A 16,607-nucleotide genomic window follows, 5' to 3' on the forward strand; every position below is an offset into this window, starting at 1 on the left:
GCTCGGGTCACAGGCTCGGCTCGTGTGAGCCGTCACGGCGGTGGCGTCCACTCCAGCGGGCCAGCAGGATGGCAGGCACCAGGGCGGCCAGCGAGATGCCGAGCAGTTCGACCTGGCTGAGCGGCACCATGCCGCCCCCGGGCAGAGCCAGGGTGAGCCCCGAGATCAGCACCAGGGCGCGGATCGCCGTCTCCTGGATCGCGCCATGACCCAGTCGACCGACCCCGATCAGGTAGCCCTGCATGGCCGAGGCGAACAGCACGATGCCGGCCAGTGCCTGGACGAACACCAGCACGATCTGCAGCGGTTCGCCCTGCATGATCAGCGCCGGGTTGAGCACGAACAGGAAGGGAATGAAGTAGATCACGCTGCCCAGCCGCATGGCCTGCAGACCGGTCGACATCGGTCGGGCTCCGGCGACGGTAGCGGCAGCGAAGGCGCCAAGCGCCACCGGCGGCGTGATGAAGCTGAGCATGCCCCAGTAGAGGATGAACAGGTGCACCGCCATCGGGTCGAGGCCGCCGCCCTGGATCAGGGCCGGTGCCAGGGCCACCGCCAGGAAGATGTAGGCGGCGGTGACGGTCATGCCGATACCCAGCACGAAGCTGGTCAGGGCACCCATGAGCAGCAGTAACGGAACGCTGCCACCGGCGAGATGGATGAAGTCGTTGGCGATGGTGCCGGAGAGCCCCGTCATGGAGAGCGCGCCCACCAGCATCCCAACGCCCGCCAGGATGGCGATCAGCTCGGCGAACAGCTTGGCTGCACCCGACAGCGCCTCACCAAGCTCCTTCCAGCCCCAGCGGTTGTGCCGGGAGAGCTGGTTGAGGACCAGCAGAAGCGCGGTGGCGTAGAAGGGGGCCACGGCCTCGCGCTGCATCACCAGCAGCATCCAGACCAGCAGCGCGAAGACGAAGATGAAGTACCAGCCCTCCTTCAGCGTCTGCCAGAGTGACGGCAATTCTACGGTGGGCAGCCCCTTGATGTCGTTGCGTGCCGCGTAGGCATCGATCTGGATGAACAGGCCGAGGAAATAGAGGATCGACGGGATGATTGCGGCCAGAACAACGGCGGAGTAGGGCACGTCGAGAAACATCGCCATGACGAAGGCGGTGGCGCCCATCACCGGCGGCATCAGTACCCCGCCGGTAGAGGCGCAGGCCTCGACCCCGCCGGAGAAGGAGCGGCTCATGCCGATGCGCCGCATGGCGGGAATCGACAGCACGCCGGTGGTCAGCACGTTGCTGATCACGCTGCCGCTCATCGAGCCCATCAGACCGCTGGAGAAGATCGATACCTTGGCCGGGCCGCCCCGTACATGGCCGAGCAGGGCAAAGGCCAGGTTGATGAAGAACTTGCCACCGCCGCTCTTCTGCAGCACCACCCCGAACACCAGAAAGCCGATCACCAGGCCGGCGAAGGCCTGCAGCGGGATGCCCATGATGCTCTCGGTGCTCATGGTGTGGTACATGGCCGTTTCCGAGAGCGATGAGGGAAAGGCCTGAATGGGGCCCGGCATCACGTCGGCTGCCAGGGGGTAGAGTGAGAAGAGGGTGACGATCACGGCGATGGGCCAGCCGCCGGCGCGGCGCGCCGCCTCGATGATCAGCAGCCACCAGGCATAGCTGACCCACAGGGCGGTATCCGGAGCTGCGAATGCCCAGCCCCGCTCGAGGATCGAGTCGGCGTTGATCACGAAGTAGCCGCTGACGGCCAGAGTCACGGCGCTGAGGAGATAGTCGTACCAGGGAATGGGGCGGTGCTGGCCCGCCGGCGTCAGCGGCCAGAGCAGGAAGATCAGCGGCAGTAGAAGGGCCACCACCGAATAGTAGAACTGGGTCTCCAGGCCGGTGACGAAGGTCAAGTAGCCGAAATTAAAGAGGTAGTCCAGGGTCATCAGCAGCAGGATCACCGTCACGGCGCCGGGTATCCAGCGCAGTGGCAGCGGCAGGGTCCGCATCTGGCGGATCTTTTCCTTGGCCTGCTGGGTGCCGTCGTTGTCAGCAGTGTGGGTCATGGCAGGGTCCAGAAAGCTGGGGGCGGCCCGAGCCGCCCCCCGGGGGGATCACTCGAAGACGGGGTCGAAACCGGCGTCGCGCAGTGCGGTGGCACGTGCCTCCATCCAGGCGCTGCCGAAGGCCTCTTCATCGTCGGGTGCGTCGTTGACGAAGTCTTCCCATGCCGCCAGCAGCAGGTTCTGACGCTCGACCAGTTGCTCCTGATGGGCCTTCATCTCGTCGGTCCAGACGCCGATCTCCTCGTAGTAGTCCACGACGGCGTCGTGGAAGGGGATCACCCACTGCAGATCCTGATACTCCAGGGCGTAGCCCACGGCACCGGGCGCGTTGTCCTTGTAGTCGTCATAGTTGTCCTGCAGGGCACGGATCAGGCCATAGGCAACATCGTCGTCGAGGTCGGCGTTACCGACCACGATGGGATAGGGGTAGCTGGCGCTGTCGACGGGGTTGTCGGCACTGACGCCGCCGGCGCCCGACGTGATCCGGTGGGGCTGGAAGTAGGGTGCGACGGCGGCCATGCGTTCCCAGCCCTCGGCGTCATTGGGATCGAGCACCGGCCAGCTGATGCCGCGGGGGCTGCTGGCGAGCTGCTGGGCGGGAGGGGTAACGGTGGTCGTGAAGGAGGCATCGACGTTACCGGCGATGATGCCGTCGAAGGAGCGGCCATAGCCAGGATAGTCGACGCGTTCCACGTCGTCCCAGGTCAGGCCGCCGAAGGCCAGATAGGCCTCGGTTCCCTTGTTGAGGGCGTCGTCCCCGCGGATGTAGGCGATCCGTTTGCCGCGCAGGTCCGCCGGAGTTTCAACTCCCAGGTCACCGGCCACGGCAAGGGAGAGGCCGAACGAGGCGGTAGAGGTGGTGATCAGGCGAATGGGCTGAGGGCCCCAGTCGGGATGGGCGAACATCATCACCCCCTCGACGCCATAGTAGCTGGCAATGCCGCAGGCGCAGAGATCGACTCGCCCCTGCTTCAGCGGCGTCATGCGCGAGACGTCGTTGTCTCCGGGCAGCACCCTGACCGAGGTGCCGTAGTTGGACTGCAGCATGTTGCCGATCGCCACGGCCTGGGCATAGCCGCTGGAGTTGGTGCCGTAGGCGGTCCACGCCATGGTGCGAGGGAGATTGACCTCGTTGGCTAGTGCGATGCTGCTGCCCAGCATGGCGAAGGGCAGGCTGGCGAGAGCAAGTTGGCGAGTGATTGATCGCATGGAGGGCTCCTCAAATATTAATATTGTTTTGCTGTGCGGTATTAAGTTTCAAATACGTCATCGATAGTAGGGAAATGGCAACGACGATGTCAACGACATCGCGATGGGACCTGGGCCGCATCATATGGTGATGCAGCGGGAAAAGAGGCGCTGGCCGGGGCACTTGAGGAAGCGAGAGGAGGTAAGGCCTAGACCAATGTCTAGGCCAAAGAGCGGTGGGGTGTCAGCTGATCAGCTGCCGGTGGTAGAGGAAGCCCCCAGCGCCTGCCAGGCCGCATAGGTGCTCAGGAAGACTCGCCCGGTGAGGTCGTCCAGGAAGTCGCTGCGCTTGAGGCGGTCCATCACCGGGCCCTTGACCTCTGCCAGGTGCAGGGTGACGTCTGACTCCTTGAGGCGCGCGTTGATGGCATCGAGGCTCTCCAGCGCCGAGGCGTCGATCAGGTTGACCGCTGAGCAGATCAGCACCACGTGCTCGAGCCCGGGGTGGCGCACCACCAGGGCGTGGACGGTGTCCTCCAGGTAGCGGGCGTTGGCGAAGTAGAGGCTCTCGTCGATGCGCAGGAAGGCGACGTGGCTCAGGGTCTCCACCTCGTGGCGGGTCACGCTGCGGAAGTGCTCGGTGTCGGGGATACGCCCCACGATGGCGCTGTGGGGACGGCTTGTGCGGTAGAGGAACAGGCCCACCGAGAGCGCTACGCCACCGATGATGCCGGCCTCGACCCCCTCCACTAGGGTCAGCAGGATGGTCACCGCCATGGCCGAGAAGTCGGCGCGGGAGTAGCGCCAGGTCTGGCGGATCATCGGGATGTCCACCAGGGTGAGCACCGCCACGGTGATGGTGGCGGCCAGGGTGGCGATCGGCAGGTGGTGCAGCAGCGGGGTGAAGGCCAGGGTGACCAGGCCGATGCCGAGCGCCGCGAAGAGACCCGCCATGGGGGTCTGGGCGCCGGCCTCGTCGCTGATCACGGTGCGCGACAGCCCGCCGGTGACCGGCATGCCCGCCGAGAAGGCCGCGGCTAGGTTGGCACCGCCTAGGCCAATCAGCTCCTGGTTGGGCGAGATGCGCTGGCGGCGCCGCGCGGCCAGCATCTGGGCCATGGAGATCGACTCCACGAAGCCCACCACGCTGATCAAGAGCGCCGGGACGAGCAGGGCCCGCCACAGCGAGGCATCGAAGCCGGGCAGGGTGAGGGGCGGCAGTCCCCCGGGAATGGCGCCGACCACCGCCACCCCGGCCTCGGCCAGGGCGAAGTGCCAGCTGAGCCAGGTGGTGGCCAGCACCGCCAGCACCGGGCCCGAGCGTGCCAGCAGGGCGGCGATGGGCTCGGCCAGGCCCAGGCGGCGCAGCAGCGTCCTGGCGTGGCGCCGGCACAGCAGCAGGAAGAGCAGGGTGCCACCGCCCAGCGCCAGGGTCGGCCAGTACACGGCATCGAGGCTGGCGGCCAGGCTGCCCAGCAGGGCGATGACGGTATAGCCGTTGGCCTCGATGCCGAGCAGGTGGGCGGCCTGGCTGGCGGCGATCAAGAGCCCCGAGGCGGAGAGGAAGCCGGCGATCACCGGGTGGCTCAGGAAGTTGGTGAAGAAGCCCAGGCGGGCCGCGCCCATGGCCGCGAGCATCAGCCCGGAGAGCAGCGACAGCACCAGGGCCGCCTGCAGGTACTCCGGCGTCCCCGGGGTGGCCACCCCGGAGAGGGCCGCACCGGTCATCAGCGCGATGATCGCCACCGGCCCCACCGCCAGGGTGCGGCTGGTGCCGAGGAGCGCGTAGAGCACTGCCGGCAGGATGCTGGCGTAGAGCCCCACCACGGCGGGCAGGCCGGCAAGCAGGGCATAGGCCAGCGACTGGGGAATCACCATCACGGTGACGATCAGGCCGGCCAGCAGGTCGGCGCCGCCCAGCCGGCGGTTGTAGTGGGGCAGCCAGGTGAGGACCGGCAGGTAGCGCTTGAGCATCCGTTCTTCGTTCGACAGGGGGATTGAGCCTAGAGACTAAACGATATTAGTGGTGGCGTTCAGAGTTGGTTAGCATCTGGTGAAATGCCCGGGTCTGCCCGATCACCCACACCGGATCACCCACAACCATCGCAAGGACACCTCATGAAGCGCGAAACCATCGCCCTGCACCACGGCTATGCCCCCGACGACCAGCACTCGGTGGCGGTGCCGATCCACCAGACCACCTCGTTCTCCTTCGATAGCGCCCAGCACGCCGCCGACCTCTTCGACCTCAAGGTCGAGGGCAACATCTACTCGCGGATCATGAACCCCACCTGCGCGGTGCTGGAGCAGCGTATCGCCGCCCTGGAAGGCGGCATCGCCGGCCTCGCCGTGGCCTCGGGCATGGCTGCCATCACCTACACCATCCAGACCATCGCCGAGGCGGGCGACAACATCGTCTCCATCAGCGAGCTCTACGGCGGCACCTACAACCTCTTCGCCCACACCCTGCCGCGCCAGGGCATCGAGGTGCGCTTCGCCGACAAGGACGACCTGGCCGGTCTCGAGGCGCTGATCGATGCGCGCACCAAGGCGGTCTTCTGCGAGAGCGTCGGCAATCCCTCGGGCAGCGTGGTGGACATGAAGGCCCTGGCCGAGGTGGCCCATCGCCATGGCGTGCCGGTGATCGTTGACAACACTGTGCCCACTCCCTTCCTGTGGCGCCCCATCGAGCACGGCGCCGATATCGTCATCCACTCGGCCACCAAGTACATCGGCGGCCACGGCACCACCGTGGGCGGGGTGATTGTCGACTCCGGCAAGTTCCCCTGGGCCGAGCGCGCCGAGCGCTTCCCGCTGCTCAACCAGCCGGACGTCTCCTACCACGGGGTCTGCTATACGCGGGATCTCGGCGAGGCCGCCTTCATCGGCCGCGCCCGGGTGGTGCCGCTGCGCAACATGGGCGCGGCGCTCTCCGCCCAGGCCGCCTGGAACCTGCTGCAGGGGCTCGAGACCCTGGCGCTGCGCATCGAGCGCATCTGTGACAATGCCCAGCGGGTGGCCGAGTACCTGGAGGGCCACGACGCGGTGACCTGGGTGAAGTACGCGGGACTGCCGAGCCACAAGGACCACGGCCTGGCCCAGGAGTACATGGGCGGGCGCGCCTCGGGCATCCTGAGCTTCGGCATCCAGGGCGGCCGCGAGGCCGGCGCGCGTTTCTACGACGCCCTGGGCATGATCCTGCGCCTGGTCAATATCGGCGATGCTAAGACCTGCTCGTCGATACCCGCCGCCACCACCCACCGCCAGCTCAACGACGAGGAGCTGGTCAAGGCGGGGGTGACGCCGGACATGGTGCGCCTCTCCATCGGCATCGAGCATATCGACGACATCCTCGCCGACCTCGATCAGGCCCTGGCCGCAAGCCAGCGCTGATTACCTCGTCATCCAGGAGCGGCGCCGTCCCCTTGTCCTGGCAGGGGGACGGCGCCGCTTTGTTGATGCAGGGCAAGTGTGTTCGGCCATTGTCGTCCAACGCTGTCAGAACTTGAGTCCAACCATGGTGTGTCAGGCCAAAGTGCAGGTCTCACCCGGCGCCGAAGGGACTAAGCTGCGGTCCGGAAATAACATCAACGTATGGGGCGCATGGCTATGCAGCTTTTCATCCATCTTCTGGCCGCGCTGGTGGCCGTTGCGGCCGGCGTGGTCACCCAGTACGGGGTGTCTCCCTGGACTCCCTGGCTTGCCCTGCCGCTCGCCGCCGTGGCCGGCGCCCTGGCCCTCTATGCCAGGATGCTGAGGGTCTACGCCTTGCCTGCCGCGGAGCTGAAGGCCCGGCGGCGAGCCTGGCTGCCTCCGGTGCAGGACTATCTGGCCCTGCGCCGCCTGGGCCATGACCTGGTAGGGCGCACCGGCGTGGCGGCCATCGCCTCCGCCGAGGTCTCCCACCACGCCGATCGCCTCGATCAGCGGCTGACGCGCCAGGAGCGCGTTGTCCATGACGCCTCCACCAGCATGACGGCCATCAGCAGTGCCATCGAGCAGGTGGCCAGCGGGGCGAGTCAGGTCGCCCGGCTGGCGACCAGCTCCCGGGAGGGGAGCGAGGTGAGTCGAGAGCAACTCGATGCGGTGGTCACCGAGATGCAGGCGCTGGCCGAGCGCTCCACCGAGGCGCTGGCGCAGCTCGGTTCCCTGGAGGAGAAGGCCGGCAGCGTGAAGCGGGTCACCGCCATGATCGAGGAGATCGCCGAGCAGACCAACCTGCTCTCCCTGAATGCCTCGATAGAGGCGGCGCGGGCCGGGGAGCACGGGCGCGGCTTTGCCGTGGTGGCAGGCGAGGTCAGGGCGCTGGCCGGGCGGACGGCCGATGCGACCCGCCACGTCGAATCCCTGGTAAGCGATATCGGCGTGAGCATTCACCAGGTGGTCGAGAACATCGGTCCGCTGATGGGGCGCGTGGGGCACCAGGCGGCCGAGATGACGACGGTGGGGGAGCGCCTCACCGCCATGAACCACAGCGTGCAGGGCGTGGAGCGCGAGATTGCCGAGATCGCCACCGCCATGGAGGACACGAGGCACCATAGCCAGCGGATTGCCGGCACCCTGCAGTCGTTGTCCCGGGAGGTCGATGAGGGCAACCGCGACATGCACAGCCTGGCGTGCCAGGCCCGTGCCCTGATGCAGAGCGCCGAAGGGGTCGAGGCGGCCCTGGCCCAGCAGCGTCTCGATGGCCGCCATCAGCAGGTCTATCGCGTGGCACGTCAGGCGGCGGATCAGCTACAGGGACTGCTGGAGAAGGCGCTGCGCCGCGGGGAGCTGAGTATCGATCAGCTCTTCGACGGCCGCTATGAGCCGGTGCCGGACACCCAGCCCACCAAGTATCGGACTCGCTATGACGAGTGCTGCGACCGTCTCTTTCCTGGCGTGCAGGAGCCGCTGCTCAAGGCATATGGCCTGGCCTACGCCATCAGCTGCGATCGTAACGGCTATGTGCCGACCCACAACCTGGCCGTCAGCCATTCTCCCACCGGGGATCTCGCGCACGATCTCAAGTTCAGCCGCAGCAAGCGGATCTTCGATGACCCGACCGGCAAGCGCTGCGGCAGTCACCGCCAACCGCTGTTGCTGCAGACCTACAAGCGTGACACCGGTGAAATCATGCACGACCTGTCGGTGCCACTCATGGTGGCGGGCAAGCACTGGGGCGGCTTTCGGGTCGGCTACTCCCCGGTGCTCGAGAGTCACGACACGAAGCAGGTGCCGTCCTCCCTCGAGGGCGAGCTGCTGGCGGCGGATCCAGAGGTGCGAGCTTCGCCGGATCCGGCGCGGCGGCAGCAAGAAGCCCTTTCGTGATCACTCCCCGGCCATCTCGCGCCGCGCGCGCCCCTGCCAGGCGGACCAGGTGTAGAGCGCCAGCGCCGTCCAGATCAGCGAGAAGGTGGCCAGCTGCACCGCCGTGAGAGGCTCGCCGAACACGAGCAGGGCGATGCCGAACTGGATGGTGGGGTTGATGTACATCAGAAAACCCAGGGTGGCCAGGCGCAGCCGCCTGGCCGCGCCGGCGAAGGCCAGCAGGGGCAGGGCGGTGATCACCCCACTGGCGATCAGCAGCAGGGTGGTGCGGGGCTCTCCCAGGAAGTGGGAGAGGTCGACCTGGACCAGCCAGGCCAGCGTCAGCAGCGCCAGCGGCAGCAGCAGCAAGGTCTCCACGAAGAGCCCCGAGAGGCCGTCCAGCGGAACCTGCTTGCGCAGCAGCCCGTAGGTACCGAAGGAGAAGGCGAGCCCCAGGCTGATCCACGGCAGCTCTCCGAGCAGCAGCAGCTGGATCAGGATTGCCACGGCGGCGAGCCCCACGGCCGCCGCCTGCAGTCGGTGCATGGTCTCGCGCAGCACCAGCATGCCCAGCGCCACGTTGACCAGCGGCGTCATGAAGTAGCCCAGGCTCGCCTGCAGCACCTGGCGGGTCTCCACCGCATAGATGTAGAGCCCCCAGTTGATCGCGATCAGCAGAGCGCAGCCCAGCACACTGCCCAGGCGGCGCGGCTCGCTCAGGGCCTTGCGGATCGGTGCCCAGCGCTTGAGCAGGGTGACCAGGCCCACCAGGAACAGGCAGGACCAGAGGATCCGGTGGATCAGGATCTCGAAGGCCGGCACCCCCTGGAACAGGGCGAAGAAGAGCGGAAAGCAGCCCCACAGGATATAGGCGGAGAGGCCGAAGGCGACCCCCTTGGCGGGTTCGCGATCGGGGGCAGGGCTCGGCGATGGGCGCATCGGGGTCTCGTGGCCAGGGCGGCGTATAAGGTGACGGGAAAAGCTGTACGTTAGCAGGCTATAGGCCTTGCCGCCACGGGGGCGGCTGACGTGGCACCGGGCCTGAGTTACGCTTGCTGTCACTATCACCTATCGAGCAGGAGCGCCCCATGAGCGAGCTGAGAGTGACCCTGGTGCAGTGCGACCTGCGCTGGGAAGACCCGGAGGCCAACTGCCGGATGCTGGAGGAGACCCTGGGCGACCTCGGCCAGGCCGATACCGACCTGGTCGTGCTGCCCGAGATGTTTGCCACCGGCTTCACCATGAACTCCCGCGAGATGGCCGAGCCCATGGCGGAGAGCCGCACCGTGGCCTGGCTCAAGGACCAGGCCCACCGGCGCGGCTGCGTGGTCACCGGCAGCGTGGCGGTGGTGGAGAACGGCGACTATTTCAACCGCCTGGTGTGGGCGCGCCCCGACGGGTCGCTGGCCACCTATGACAAGCGCCACCTGTTCCGCATGGCCGGCGAGCACGAGCGCTACGCCATGGGCCACGAGCGGGTGATCGTCGAGCTCAAGGGCTTCCGACTCCTGCTCAGCGTCTGCTACGACCTGCGCTTCCCGGTCTGGCTGCGCCAGCAGCCGGCGCCAGACGAGCACTTCGAGTACGACGCCCTGCTCTGCGTCGCCAACTGGCCGGCCCCGCGGCGCCACCCCTGGCGCACCCTGCTGCAGGCACGGGCCATCGAGAACCTCTGCCCGGTGATCGGAGTGAATCGCGTCGGCGAGGACGCCAACGGGCTGCCCTACGCCGGGGACTCCATGCTGATCGACGCCAAGGGCGAGGCGCTGATCGACGCGCCCGAAGGCAGCATCTTCGTGAAGACCGGCAGCCTGTCGCTCAAAGAGCTCAAGGACTTCCGCGAGAAATTTCCCGCCTGGCGCGACGCCGACCACTTCACCCTCTCCGACGGAGTCGGCTTCTGATGCGCCTGGATCGTTTTCTTTCCGAGACCACCGAACTCACCCGCAGCCTGGCCAAGAAGGCCCTGCATCGCGGAGAAGTCAGCGTCGACGGCGAGATCGTCAAGAACCCCGCCACTCAGGTCGGCGAGGCCAGTCGCGTGACCTGGAACGACGCGCCTCTGGCGCTGGTGGGGTTGCGCTACGTGATGCTGCACAAGCCTGCCGGGGTGGAGTGCACCGCCCGGCGCACCCTCTATCCCCGGGCCATCGATCTGATCGGCCTGCCCAAGGTCGAGCGCCTGCAGCCGGTGGGGCGGCTCGACGTCGATACCACCGGCCTGGTGCTCTTGACCGACGACGGCCAGTGGTCCCACCGGGTCACCTCCCCGAAGCACCGCTGCGGCAAGGTCTACCGGGTCACCCTGGCCGAGCCGCTGGAAGGCGAGGCCCTCGAGGCGGCCATCGCCGCCTTCGCCGAGGGCGTGCTGCTCGACGGTGAGGAAAAGCCCACCCGCCCGGCGGAGCTTGCCATGCGTGCGCCCACGGTGGCCGAGCTCACCCTCTATGAGGGCAAGTACCACCAGGTGAAGCGCATGTTCGCCGCCATCGGCAACCATGTGGTCGCCCTGCACCGGGAGTCCATAGGCCCGCTGGCGCTGGGCGCGCTGCCCGAAGGGGAATGGCGCGAACTCACCGCCGACGAAATTGCCGCCTTCTAGTCTCGAGAACCAGGAGCGTACGCCATGAACATTGCCATTGCCGGTACCGGCTACGTTGGCCTCTCCAACGCCATCCTGCTGGCCCAGCACAACCGGGTCGTGGCGCTGGATATCCTGCCCGAGCGGGTCGCGATGCTGAACGAGGGGCGCTCGCCCATCGAGGATGCCGAGATCAGCGAGTACCTGGCCCATCGCGAGCTGGACTTCACAGCGACCCTGGACAAGGAGGCGGCCTACCGCGATGCCGACTTCGTGGTGATCGCGACCCCCACCGACTACGACCCGAAGACCAACACCTTCGATACCTCGAGCGTCGAGGCGGTGATCCAGGACGTGATGGCGATCAACCCAGGCGCGGTGATGGTGATCAAGTCCACCGTGCCGGTGGGCTACACCTTTGATGCCAGCCGGCGCTTCGGTACCGAGAACCTGATCTTCTCGCCGGAATTCCTGCGCGAGGGCAGGGCGCTCTACGACAACCTGCACCCGTCGCGGATCATCGTCGGCGAGCACTCCCCCCGCGGCGAGGCCTTCGCCGGCCTGCTCAGGCAGGGGGCGCTTGACGACGAGATCCCGGTGCTCTTCACCAACAGCACCGAGGCGGAGGCGATCAAGCTCTTCGCCAACACCTATCTCGCCATGCGGGTGGCCTACTTCAACGAACTGGACAGCTACGCCGAGACCCACGGCCTGGATACCCGCCAGATCATCGAGGGGGTGGGGCTCGACCCGCGCATCGGCAAGCACTACAACAACCCCTCCTTCGGCTACGGCGGCTACTGCCTGCCCAAGGACACCAAGCAGCTGCTGGCCAACTACCAGAACGTGCCGAGCAACATCATCGCGGCCATTGTCGATGCCAACCGCACCCGCAAGGACTTCATCGCCGAGCAGATCCTCAAGCGCTATCCGCGGGTGGTGGGTGTCTACCGGCTGATCATGAAGACCGGCTCCGACAACTTCCGCGCCAGCGCCATGCAGGGCGTGATGAAGCGCATCAAGGCCAAGGGTATCGAGGTGGTGGTCTATGAGCCGGTGCTCGCCGAGGAGACCTTCTTCGGCTCCCGGGTGATCCGCGACCTCGATGCCTTCAAGGCCGAGGCCGATGTGATCCTTTCGAACCGCATGGCGACCGAGCTCGACGACGTTGCCGAGAAGGTCTACACCCGGGACCTTTTCGGCAGCGATTGAACCTAGCCCTGTCGAAGCAGTTTCGGCCCAGGCAGGTCGCTGAGAAACTCGCCGAGGCTATGGCAATGCTCGTCAGTTTTGGCTCCTGAGGGTTGTACATCGGCGACCATTGGCGTACCTCTACCCTGCGTACTGCCTTGAAATCAAGTCTCATATCCTCGCAGCAACTCAGGCGACGTGCCTGGCCAAGGCGGCAGCAAGCAACTCAGCAATGCTCTAACGTGAAGAGACCTTTGCCGCGTCTGGCCAAGAGCTACGCTGCCAGAGTGGTGTGCCGTCCGACAGTTCTAGGCGGTTGGATCTGAGATGCATGCCTGGCGAAGGATCCTGCTCTATCGAGCTGTCGTTTCTGCGGGGCGAAAAAAGTATATGTATATTCCATGGATCGACGGTGAGGCCTGGACTGGCTCCAGTCTGTGACGCGCCCGAGACATGTGAATCAGCACCATGAGTGCATACGTAACCCTTTTATAGTACTAAAGTATATTTCTATTAATTTCAGTGGTTTGCTTCAGCGATCTAGTGGCGGCCAATAGAATAATGTTGCATACGTAGTCGAGCTTGCCTAGAACAGGGTTGTGACCGTTGGGCCGCCGTGTTCAACACGCACTCCACCATGACAACAGACCCCAGCTCCCGGGCTGGACATAAATCAGGAGTTCAGCATGAAGTGTCCATCTAGCCAGACATTCACACTGTCAGCCATCGTCTCGGCAATTGCATTGGCCGCATCTACAACGGTTTATGCTCAGCCGGAACGCGTGATCGATGTCAGCCTGCCCCTCGGCCCGGACTCTCAGCAGGGGGTCGGCGTGCTGAAATTTGGCGAGGAGCTGGAGCGCCTCTCCGAAGGACGGCTGGTTATCGAGCCCCACTATGACAACGCCTTAGGTGCTGAGCGCGAGGTTGTCGAAGGCATGGGGTTCGGGATTATTGACGCCGGTATCTCATCTACAGGCCCCATGGGAGGGTTCGTAGACGAGTTCATGCTCTTCGATTTGCCCTATGTCTTTGGCAATCATCAGCATGCCTACGCTTTTCTGGATAGTGAGCACGGTGAGCGGCTCGCTCAGCTCGCGGAGGAGGGCATGAATGTCAAGTTCCTGGCATGGATGGAGAATGGCTTCCGCCATAACACGAATTCGGTGCGCCCCATTGCTCACCCCAGCGACTTGTCAGGCATCAACCACCGGACCCAGGAGAGTCGTGTTCAAGTAGATACCTGGGAAGCTCTGGGCGCCAATGCCACTCCCATGGCGTGGACCGAAGTCTACACCGCATTGCAACAAGGAGTCATGGACAGCCAGGAGAACCCGCTGCCCACTATTTACGACGTCAATTTCTATGAAGTGCAAGATTACCTGAACATCACTCAGCATGTTTACTCTCCGGCACCTCTGATGATGGGGCTTGACCTGTTCAATTCATTCAGTGAGGAAGACCAGGCGATTATCCTTGAAGCTGCTCAGATCGCACTGCCGGTACAGCGAGAGGCCAGTCAGGATCTTGAGCATCGCTATCTGGTGCAGCTGGAAGAGTTGGGGATGACGGTCACACACCCGGATCTTGAACCCTTCCGAGAGGCTGTTCGCCCCGTGATCGAAAAATGGGCTCCTACTGTGGGTGAAGATCTCGTAGAAGCCGCTATCAACTTCGATTACTGATGAGTCTCTTGCCCCGCGGATGCTTGAGCAGCCGCGGGGCCAGCGGGGGTGTCGAGTCAGCTATGAAGAAATTTCTACAACTTGCCAATGGCGCAATCGATCAGTTCAACAGGATGGTCGGTTGGGGGCTCGCCGGACTTCTTCTGATCATGACAGTGCTTATCTTCTGGCAGGTATTTGCTAGGTTTGTGGTGGGTAAGCCGCTCTATTTTTCAGACGAAATTGCACGCTTCGCGATGATTTGGCTCACCTTCATTGGCGCCGGATATGCTTTTCGACAAGGGCTTCTCATCTCGGTAGATATTGTCCTGGAATATTCCGGGCCGCTTTTGTCTAGAATTCTACGCCTATTGATCATCACGTTTTCCGCTATATTTGCCATCATCCTGGTCGTATACGGTTTCGTACTGGTGGGGCGTGTCGCCAACCAAACGGCGCCCAGCACACGGGTGTCGATGATGTGGCCATACTTGGCGGTGCCACTGGGCGGTGTCGTAGTGCTGATAAATTCATTCGGGCTTCTCATTGATGAGCTGCTTGGAAACCCGGCAAGGGGGAGGCACTGACCATGGCGCTGATGCTTTTCTTGGTACTGATGGCGCTCTTCGCTATTGGCGTGCCGATCTTCTTTTCGCTGGGCCTGGCTTCTGCAATTACCGTCTGGCAAGGCGATCGCATGCCTATGCTGATGGTTACGCAGCAGCTCATTGCTTCTGTTAACTCTTTCCCTCTGATGGCGATTCCGTTCTTCATTTTAGCCGGATATTTGATGCAGAGCGGTGGTATCTCGAAGCGCCTGGTGGATTTCTCCAACACGCTTGTAGGAAGTATGACCGGTGGCCTGGCGATGGTGGCCATCATTACCTCTCTGTTCTTCGCGGCCATTTCCGGTTCGGGAACCGCGACGACGGCAGCAATCGGTGCCATTCTTATTCCGGCGATGCTGGCTAAGGGGTATCCAGGAAACTATGCTGCCTCGAATCAGGCTGCTGCTGGTGCACTTGGTGTAATTATCCCGCCCAGCATTCCATTGATATTGTATGGGATAGCGGCCAACGTTTCGGTAGGCGATATGTTCTTGGCGGGCATCATTCCTGGCCTGATGATTACCCTCTCGCTTCTTCTCTTTGCCTATGCATTTGCCCGAGTTAATGGGCTGGGAGGAGGAGAGAAGAGCTCGCTCAAGGAGGTGGTGACGGCAGGGAGAAAAGCGCTTTTGGCAATCCTGATGCCGGTGATAATTCTCGGAGGAATATATGGAGGCATATTTACCCCTACAGAAGCCGCAGTAATAGCCGTGGCCTACTCCTTTCTCGTTGGCTTCGTTATCTATCGTGAAATCAAGATTTCAGAGATCGTGGGCATCTTGAGAGACGCAGCGATTACTACTTCAGTAGTCCTTAGCATTATAGCCGCTGCAGGCCTCTATGGGCGTATGCTGCAAAGCTTGCGGGTGCCTGCCACTGTTTCCCAATATGTGGTTGGCACCATAGATAGTCCGCTTACCTTCATTATTCTCGCAAACCTCTTGCTGCTCATGGCGGGGATGTTCATCGAGGCGGCGGCGGCGATTCTGATCTTCGTTCCCATCCTTCTCCCCATTGCGGTGAGCTTTGGTTTCGATCCCGTGCATTTTGGCATCATCATGGTGGTGAACTTGGCCATGGGTATGTTTACTCCTCCGGTGGGCCTTAACCTTTTCGTTGCATCACAGATCTCAAGGATCGGAGTGGCACGACTAACGTGGTCGATACTACCCTTCGTCGGTATCGTGCTGGTCAATATCTTCATCATCAGCATCGTTCCGGCTCTTTCCACGTGGCTGCCTTCACTGCGATGAATCACAATTTACAGCCCAAACACAAGGAGAATAATAGATGAGAGTTGTCGATAGTTTGATTCCCCGAAAGGGCCTGAAAGTACTGGTGACGGCAGGTGCAAGCGGTATCGGCCTGTGCATTGCCCGCGCCTTTCAGGAAGCCGGTGCCCGTGTCCATGTTTGCGACGTGGATGGCCAGGCCTTGGATGCACTTCCTCAGGGCATGGGACGGACCCTGGCTGACGTCAGCCGTGAGGCCGACGTATCCAGGGTATTCGAGGAGGCCGCCGAGATGGGAGGTCTCGATGTGGTGGTCAACAATGCCGGTATTGCCGGTCCCACGGCGGGCATCGATGAGATCGAGGCCGATAAGTGGCGGCGCACCATAGAGGTCAATCTCAACGGCCAGTACCTGGTCGCACACCACGCGGTGCGTCAGCTTCGCGAGAGCCAGGGGCTACTGATCAATATGGCGTCGGTGGCCGGGCGGCTGGGTTTTGCCTACCGCACTCCTTACGCGGCCAGCAAGTGGGGGGTGGTGGGACTCACCAAGAGCCTGGCGTGCGAGTTGGGTCCCGATGGTGTGAGGGTCAACGCGATTCTGCCCGGTATCGTGCGTGGCCCTCGTATTGAGAAGGTCATCGAGGATCGCGCGACAAAACGTGGCATCAGTTATGCCGAGATGGAAAAGGAGAACCTGTCCAAGGTCTCGATGCGGCGCATGGTAGAACCCACCGATATAGCGGCCATGGCGCTCTTCCTTGCCACTCCCGGTGGCGCAAATATCTCCGGCCAGGCGTTGAGTGTTTGTGCCAATGTCGAATCGTTGTAAACGAC

Annotated in this window: 13 protein-coding genes; 9 read left to right on the forward strand and 4 right to left on the reverse strand. The window is 63.8% G+C overall.

Features of this window, described 5'->3' with window-relative positions; all coding sequences use genetic code 11:
• Positions 1 to 7: 7 nt before the first annotated feature.
• The 3 genes from HIR79_RS10045 to HIR79_RS10055 all read right to left on the reverse strand — a co-directional run bounded on the left by HIR79_RS10045 (position 8) and on the right by HIR79_RS10055 (position 5,179).
• Positions 8 to 2,017, reverse strand: coding sequence for a TRAP transporter permease (locus tag HIR79_RS10045; RefSeq protein WP_169958242.1), 2,010 nt, complete (start codon positions 2,015 to 2,017; stop codon positions 8 to 10).
• 48 nt (positions 2,018 to 2,065) lie between these two features.
• Positions 2,066 to 3,226 carry a TAXI family TRAP transporter solute-binding subunit gene (locus HIR79_RS10050; protein ID WP_169958243.1) on the reverse strand — a complete coding sequence of 387 codons (1,161 nt, stop codon included), beginning with the start codon at positions 3,224 to 3,226 and terminating at the stop codon, positions 2,066 to 2,068.
• Positions 3,227 to 3,457: 231 nt separating this feature from the next.
• Positions 3,458 to 5,179, reverse strand: coding sequence for a SulP family inorganic anion transporter (locus HIR79_RS10055; RefSeq protein WP_169958244.1), 1,722 nt, complete (start codon positions 5,177 to 5,179; stop codon positions 3,458 to 3,460).
• Positions 5,180 to 5,323: 144 nt separating this feature from the next.
• Between HIR79_RS10055 and HIR79_RS10060 the strand changes: the two genes are divergently transcribed.
• Together HIR79_RS10060 and HIR79_RS10065 are read left to right on the forward strand one after the other, a co-directional pair.
• Positions 5,324 to 6,598 (forward strand): O-acetylhomoserine aminocarboxypropyltransferase/cysteine synthase family protein, encoded by a 1,275-nt coding sequence (locus tag HIR79_RS10060; protein WP_169958245.1) that lies wholly within the window; start codon positions 5,324 to 5,326, stop codon positions 6,596 to 6,598.
• Between the two features lie 210 nt (positions 6,599 to 6,808).
• Positions 6,809 to 8,515: a methyl-accepting chemotaxis protein gene (locus tag HIR79_RS10065; RefSeq protein WP_249322110.1), complete on the forward strand. Its 1,707-nt coding sequence runs from the start codon at positions 6,809 to 6,811 to the stop codon at positions 8,513 to 8,515.
• Here HIR79_RS10065 and rarD read toward each other — a convergent pair whose 3' ends face one another.
• Positions 8,516 to 9,433 (reverse strand): EamA family transporter RarD, encoded by a 918-nt coding sequence (gene rarD / locus HIR79_RS10070; protein ID WP_169958246.1) that lies wholly within the window; start codon positions 9,431 to 9,433, stop codon positions 8,516 to 8,518.
• 149 nt (positions 9,434 to 9,582) lie between these two features.
• Here rarD and HIR79_RS10075 point away from each other — a divergent pair, with 149 nt between their 5' ends.
• The 7 genes from HIR79_RS10075 (at position 9,583) to HIR79_RS10105 (ending at position 16,602) form a co-directional block, all read left to right on the forward strand.
• Positions 9,583 to 10,398 (forward strand): amidohydrolase, encoded by an 816-nt coding sequence (locus tag HIR79_RS10075; protein ID WP_169958247.1) that lies wholly within the window; start codon positions 9,583 to 9,585, stop codon positions 10,396 to 10,398.
• On the forward strand, positions 10,398 to 11,096 hold the full coding sequence (locus HIR79_RS10080) for a pseudouridine synthase (RefSeq protein WP_169958248.1): 699 nt from the start codon (positions 10,398 to 10,400) through the stop codon (positions 11,094 to 11,096). Before HIR79_RS10075 ends, HIR79_RS10080 begins: the two co-directional genes overlap by 1 nt.
• 24 nt (positions 11,097 to 11,120) lie before the next feature.
• The gene (locus tag HIR79_RS10085; protein ID WP_169958249.1) at positions 11,121 to 12,287 is read left to right on the forward strand and encodes a nucleotide sugar dehydrogenase; all 1,167 of its coding nucleotides are present in this window, start codon (positions 11,121 to 11,123) and stop codon (positions 12,285 to 12,287) included.
• A 665-nt stretch (positions 12,288 to 12,952) separates the two neighbouring features.
• Complete coding sequence (locus HIR79_RS10090) at positions 12,953 to 13,951, forward strand: DctP family TRAP transporter solute-binding subunit (RefSeq protein WP_169958250.1); 999 nt, start codon at positions 12,953 to 12,955, stop codon at positions 13,949 to 13,951.
• 62 nt (positions 13,952 to 14,013) lie between these two features.
• Positions 14,014 to 14,517 carry a TRAP transporter small permease gene (locus tag HIR79_RS10095; RefSeq protein ID WP_169958251.1) on the forward strand — a complete coding sequence of 168 codons (504 nt, stop codon included), beginning with the start codon at positions 14,014 to 14,016 and terminating at the stop codon, positions 14,515 to 14,517.
• A gap of 2 nt (positions 14,518 to 14,519) precedes the next feature.
• Positions 14,520 to 15,791 (forward strand): TRAP transporter large permease, encoded by a 1,272-nt coding sequence (locus tag HIR79_RS10100; protein ID WP_169958252.1) that lies wholly within the window; start codon positions 14,520 to 14,522, stop codon positions 15,789 to 15,791.
• Between the two features lie 37 nt (positions 15,792 to 15,828).
• Positions 15,829 to 16,602 (forward strand): SDR family oxidoreductase, encoded by a 774-nt coding sequence (locus HIR79_RS10105; protein ID WP_169958253.1) that lies wholly within the window; start codon positions 15,829 to 15,831, stop codon positions 16,600 to 16,602.
• Positions 16,603 to 16,607: the final 5 nt, after the last annotated feature.

This window comes from Halomonas sp. PGE1 (assembly GCF_013000985.1).
GTDB lineage: Bacteria > Pseudomonadota > Gammaproteobacteria > Pseudomonadales > Halomonadaceae > Halomonas > Halomonas alkalicola.

What these genes read in the sequence shown, in the direction of transcription:
- HIR79_RS10045 (WP_169958242.1), bottom strand. Translation starts at nt 2,017, where the DNA reads ATGACCCACACTGCTGACAACGACGGCACCCAGCAGGCCAAGGAAAAG.
- HIR79_RS10050 (WP_169958243.1), bottom strand. Translation starts at nt 3,226, where the DNA reads ATGCGATCAATCACTCGCCAACTTGCTCTCGCCAGCCTGCCCTTCGCC.
- HIR79_RS10055 (WP_169958244.1), bottom strand. Translation starts at nt 5,179, where the DNA reads ATGCTCAAGCGCTACCTGCCGGTCCTCACCTGGCTGCCCCACTACAAC.
- HIR79_RS10060 (WP_169958245.1), top strand. Translation starts at nt 5,324, where the DNA reads ATGAAGCGCGAAACCATCGCCCTGCACCACGGCTATGCCCCCGACGAC.
- HIR79_RS10065 (WP_249322110.1), top strand. Translation starts at nt 6,809, where the DNA reads ATGGCTATGCAGCTTTTCATCCATCTTCTGGCCGCGCTGGTGGCCGTT.
- rarD (WP_169958246.1), bottom strand. Translation starts at nt 9,433, where the DNA reads ATGCGCCCATCGCCGAGCCCTGCCCCCGATCGCGAACCCGCCAAGGGG.
- HIR79_RS10075 (WP_169958247.1), top strand. Translation starts at nt 9,583, where the DNA reads ATGAGCGAGCTGAGAGTGACCCTGGTGCAGTGCGACCTGCGCTGGGAA.
- HIR79_RS10080 (WP_169958248.1), top strand. Translation starts at nt 10,398, where the DNA reads ATGCGCCTGGATCGTTTTCTTTCCGAGACCACCGAACTCACCCGCAGC.
- HIR79_RS10085 (WP_169958249.1), top strand. Translation starts at nt 11,121, where the DNA reads ATGAACATTGCCATTGCCGGTACCGGCTACGTTGGCCTCTCCAACGCC.
- HIR79_RS10090 (WP_169958250.1), top strand. Translation starts at nt 12,953, where the DNA reads ATGAAGTGTCCATCTAGCCAGACATTCACACTGTCAGCCATCGTCTCG.
- HIR79_RS10095 (WP_169958251.1), top strand. Translation starts at nt 14,014, where the DNA reads ATGAAGAAATTTCTACAACTTGCCAATGGCGCAATCGATCAGTTCAAC.
- HIR79_RS10100 (WP_169958252.1), top strand. Translation starts at nt 14,520, where the DNA reads ATGGCGCTGATGCTTTTCTTGGTACTGATGGCGCTCTTCGCTATTGGC.
- HIR79_RS10105 (WP_169958253.1), top strand. Translation starts at nt 15,829, where the DNA reads ATGAGAGTTGTCGATAGTTTGATTCCCCGAAAGGGCCTGAAAGTACTG.